The following is a 4,583-nucleotide window of genomic DNA, read 5'->3' on the forward strand; positions in this document are numbered from 1 at the left end:
GGGCCGCCTTCTTCTTCGTGCAGAAAGAGGGGGGCGCGTATGGGCGGCAGGGCAGAAAAAAGCCCCGCGGAACGGGGCTTTTTTTTTTGGAAAACGGGCTTTGCCGGGGAGGTTCCCGGAATCCGGCTAGGCTTCAACGCGGGGAGCGTGGCGCTTTTCCCACAGCTTCATGTCCTTCATCTTCTTGCGGCGCACGCGCTGAATGCTCTTGCACACCAGGGGCACGCCGCTCTTGAGGCCCCACTTTCTGCGGTAGGCGTCGGCGTCCAGGCCGTGCTGAGCAAGGTGCTTGCGGGTGATGAGCTTGAAGGACTTGCCGCATTCCAGGCAGGTGATGCTCTTTTCTCTGATGGAGCGGGCGGGGGAGGGGGCGTCCTCCTCTTCGGCTTCCGTTTCGCCTTCACCGAGGTTCTTCAGGCTTACGGAGAGGGCGCGTATCATGGCAACGATTTCTTCTTCCTGCATGATGCGCACGGAAGACTGGGCCTTCACAAGTTCGATTGCCTGCTTCAGGTAATCATCCATAGGATTTCCTCCGAGGGGTGCGGCGTGCGCCGCCGATATGTTGTTGTCTGTGGCCCGGTCTCCCGGTGGCCGGTATTGCGGATGTCGTGCGGGCGACCCGGTGGAGAGAATCCCGGGCCGCCCTTGTCCAGTGCTGTCCGTGCCGTTTCCCGAAGGCACGGTTGCGGGGCCTATCGGGCGGCCCCGGCAATATGGGGAGAAAGGCCGCACCTTGCAGCGTTGTTCTTCCTTATCCAGATATCGAACAGCAGGCGGGAAACGAAGATGGCCGTGAACATGGATGCCAGTATGCCGAGGGCCAGAGTGACGGCAAAGCCCCGCACCGGCCCGGTGCCGAACTGATAGAGCACGGCGGCGGTGAGCAGCGTGGTGAGGTTGGAATCGAGAATGGAGCTTTGCGCCTCCTTGAAGCCTGCGTCTATGGCCCGGGGTGTGGAGAGCCCCCGGCCTATTTCCTCGCGTATGCGTTCAAAGATGAGCACGTTGGCATCCACCGACATGCCTATGGTGAGCACCACGCCTGCAATGCCGGGCAGGGTGAGCGTGGCGCCGAAAAGGCCGAGTCCCGCAAAGAGCAGGCTTATGGTGAATACCAGCATGAAGTTTGCCAGAAGGCCGGAAAGGCCGTAGGTGAGCTGCATGACCAGCATGACGCCGAGGGAACCCACGGCGCCGGCCACCAGCCCCGCGCGGATGGAATCCGCCCCCAGAGAGGGGCCCACGGTGCGTTCCTCAAGTACGGAAACCTTGGCGGGCAGGGAACCGGAACGCAGGACCACGGCCAGATCCTGCGCCTCTTCGGTGGTGAAGGAACCGGTGATGCTTGCCTTGCCGCCGCTGATTTTCTGCTGGATCACGGGCGCGCTCTGCACCACGCCGTCGAGTACGATGGCGAACTGCTGATGAATGAGCTCTCCTGTGATGCGCTCGAACTGTTCCGCGCCCCGTGCGCTGAACTGAAGGGAAACGCATGGCTGATTGCGTTCGTCGAAAGCGGGGCGGGCGTCGACGATGTCCTGACCGGAAAGCAGGGGGGCCCGGTCGAGAACAAGGCCGCCGGAAAAGTCCTCGGCAGAGGCGCGCCGCGAAAGCGTGCCCGTGGCCAGCGGATACCACGCCGTGCCCGGGGGCATGACGGCGCCCGGAGCGGCGTCGTGGCGGACGCGGTGGAAGGTGAGCTGTGCCGTGCGGCCGATGAGCTGAAGCGCTCGCGCGGTATCGGTCACACCGGGCAGCTGAATCTGAATCTGATCGTCGCCCTGGAGGCGGATGTCGGGTTCCGCCACGCCGAAGGCGTCGATACGGCCGCGAAGCGTGCGGACGGTCTGGTCCATGATGCGTTCGCGGAGCTGTTTTTCCCATTCGGGGCGAAAGGAGACGAGGAGTTTTTCCCCGGATCCGGACGAGATGACGGACCCGACCGCCATCTGTCCGAATCGGTCGCGCAGCAGGTTGGAGAGTGGTTCGATTCCCTCGTGTTTGAGCGGCACGAATTCCAGCGTTCGACCATCGGCATGACGGAGGAGGCGGGTCCTTATTCCCGCATCGTTGGCGCTGGAACGGATATCCTGCCCCAGAAGGGACAAAGATTGGGAAACGGCCTGATCGACATCTGCGCCGAGCGTGAGATGAATGCCTCCCCTGAGGTCAAGCCCGAGATGAATGGGCGAGGGCAGCCAGGCCGCCCAGGAGGGAAGTGAAGGAAGAAAATTGACGGAGATGCAGGCGACACAGAGAAAGGCCGCCAGCAACGTGACGCAACAGCGCCAGCGCAGGGAACGCATGAGAAAACCTCACAGAACGGACGTGTGGAAACAGGCCGTGCAGCCGCAACAATGATGCGGCGCAGGTGCAGAAACCGGAATCAGGCGTTCTGGGAGGCAGGCGGAGCGAGAGAATACCAGTGAATGAGCCCGTGAGACTCGGGCGGGAAGGTGCGTGCCGCAAAGCATTCCTGCGCGCACAGGAAGAACTCGGGCAGCGGAGGCACGGACGGAAGAATGGCCGGGGAATCGGCGTCGTCCGGGTCGGAAAAGGCGTTCTGCTGGCGTTTGCCGGGAGAACGGAGAGAAGTCCCTTCCGTATCGGAAAAGGTCTTGAGCTGGGAAACGGGATTGCTGATGCCGCTGATGGCCAGCGTGAGAGAGGCTACGCGGAAGCTTTCCAGCTCGTGGTTCTTTTCACCGGCCGGAGCATGCGCGGGCATGAGAAGGGCGCAACAGACCATCAGGAGCAGAATCCTGACGGCGAACGAAACTCTGGCGGTTGCGCTGTTCATCATGTTTTAGCCTTCGACAGCTTGACTATGACCTGTTCGCCCACTTTGTCAAGGGGGCGTGTCCTGAAAAAGAAGAAATCAGCGCCAATCCTTGCACACGTCCACCCAGTCGAGGGCGCCGGAATACTCTTCAAGCTCTTCGGGCGTGAGTTCGATGCTGCTTGTGGAACTGCCGCAGGCCGGATGAACGGTGGCAAAGCGGCGCAGGGATTCATCGAGGTACACATCCACGCCTTCCGGCACGCCGAAGGGGCAGACGCCGCCCACCGCGTGACCGGTGCGCGCCTCCACTTCCTCCGCAGGCACCATTTTCACCTTCTTCACGCCGAAACGCTTCTTGAAGGCCGAACTGTCCACACGGGCGTCGCCCGCGGCAACGAGCAGTATGGTGCGTTCGCCGTTGAGAAAGGAAAGGGTCTTGGCTATGCGGCAGGGTTCCGTGCCCAGAGCCTCGGCGGCAAGTTCCACCGTGGCGCTGGAATGGTCGTGTTCCACGACATCCTTGTCCCGGCCCCAGGCCGCGAGATGTTTCTTTGCGCGTTCTATGGACATGGTATCCTCACAGGTTGAGCAGCATGTGCCAGGAGGTGAGTATCATGACGGCGTAGGCCACGGCGCCCGCCGCCCCGGCCACGGCAAAAAGCCCGGCCAGTTCCGCAATGGTCCGGCTGCCCGTATAGTTCTTCCGGCTGCGCCACAGGCCGGTGCAGACCACGGCCGCATACAGCACCGAAAGCGCCGCCCAGATGATGAAGGTGGAGGAACCGTACCAGGTGTGCACGTCCATGATGGGAAAAAGCACGCGGCTGAACAGAAGATGCCCCACCAGAGGAATGGAGATGCAGCATATCCAGAAGGTGACGGTGAGGGTAAGTTCCCCGCGCATGATGCGCAGAACAATGTTGCTGTGCTGTTTCTTCCCCGGGTCGGAGGCCGCGAAAAGCTCCGCCGCGCGCCTGCCCGCGCCTTTCTTTGTAAATGCCATGTATTCTCCCTCTTGTGGGTCCGGAAGGTGCAGCGCCCGGAAGCCCGAAGGCGGCCCGGACGCGCCCGGCGCTGCCGCCGGATGGCCGCATCTTGCCTCTTCCGGGCAGGATGTCAAAGGAAAAATGTGCCGCAGCGCGCAAAAAGGCCGCTTTTCCCCGCGGCGCGGGCCTTGTGCGGGGGCTTTTTCGCAGAGAGTCCGTGCGTCCCGCACCCTCAGGGGGCCTGCGGGGCATGGCGCAGGCGGTGAAAAGGAACGTCACCTTTCCACCGATGAGTCCCCGGGCCTGCGGGGGTGCCGGTGGTGGGCCTCCCGGGGCGCACAGGGGCGTTTTTTGCTTCCCGGTGGGGCTTTACGGGGCTTTTTGCGGGAAAAAGGCCGTTTCACAGGGGTTCGGGCGTGTTGCGCCGTCCCTGTCGTCGGGCTCCGGGGCACGCAGGGGGCCTGCCTTTTCCGCCTCTTCGGCTGTGCCGGTGGGGCTTTACAGGCGCAGGGGCGCTGTTGCTCTTCCGCGCGGGGCTCAGGGCGTGCGCAGGGGCCGCGGGGCTTCTGAGGGGGGCTTTTCGGGTGTTTTCGGCCCGCTTGGGGGCGTTGAGGTCTCCCTTTCCGCGGAAAAAGGGGCTGTGGTGAGCCTTCCGGCCTTTTTAGGGGGGAAGAGGTGTTCAGGATGGGCAGGAAGGCGTGTTCAGGGGGCCCGCGGGGCATGGCGCAGGCGGTGAAAAGGACGGGCACCACTCCCCTGCCGTGCCCGCGGCCCTGCGGGGCCCCCTGGCGGGGCCTCCCGGGGCGCGCAGG

The 4,583-nt window shown here is 63.5% G+C and carries 5 protein-coding genes; all 5 read right to left on the minus strand.

Annotation, left to right across the window (positions count from 1 at the left end; genetic code table 11):
* Positions 1 to 126 precede the first annotated feature (126 nt).
* Positions 127 to 525 carry a MucR family transcriptional regulator gene (locus Q0K07_RS12830; protein WP_294559756.1) on the minus strand — a complete coding sequence of 133 codons (399 nt, stop codon included), beginning with the start codon at positions 523 to 525 and terminating at the stop codon, positions 127 to 129.
* A gap of 170 nt (positions 526 to 695) precedes the next feature.
* Complete coding sequence (gene secD / locus Q0K07_RS12835; protein WP_294559757.1) at positions 696 to 2,309, minus strand: protein translocase subunit SecD; 1,614 nt, start codon at positions 2,307 to 2,309, stop codon at positions 696 to 698.
* Between the two features lie 80 nt (positions 2,310 to 2,389).
* The gene (locus Q0K07_RS12840; RefSeq protein ID WP_294559758.1) at positions 2,390 to 2,806 is read right to left on the minus strand and encodes a hypothetical protein; all 417 of its coding nucleotides are present in this window, start codon (positions 2,804 to 2,806) and stop codon (positions 2,390 to 2,392) included.
* A gap of 75 nt (positions 2,807 to 2,881) precedes the next feature.
* The gene (locus tag Q0K07_RS12845) at positions 2,882 to 3,355 is read right to left on the minus strand and encodes a YbaK/EbsC family protein (protein ID WP_294559759.1); all 474 of its coding nucleotides are present in this window, start codon (positions 3,353 to 3,355) and stop codon (positions 2,882 to 2,884) included.
* Positions 3,356 to 3,362: 7 nt separating this feature from the next.
* Positions 3,363 to 3,788 carry a hypothetical protein gene (locus Q0K07_RS12850; protein ID WP_294559760.1) on the minus strand — a complete coding sequence of 142 codons (426 nt, stop codon included), beginning with the start codon at positions 3,786 to 3,788 and terminating at the stop codon, positions 3,363 to 3,365.
* Positions 3,789 to 4,583 lie beyond the last annotated feature (795 nt).

This window comes from uncultured Mailhella sp. (assembly GCF_944324615.1).
GTDB lineage: Bacteria > Desulfobacterota > Desulfovibrionia > Desulfovibrionales > Desulfovibrionaceae > Mailhella.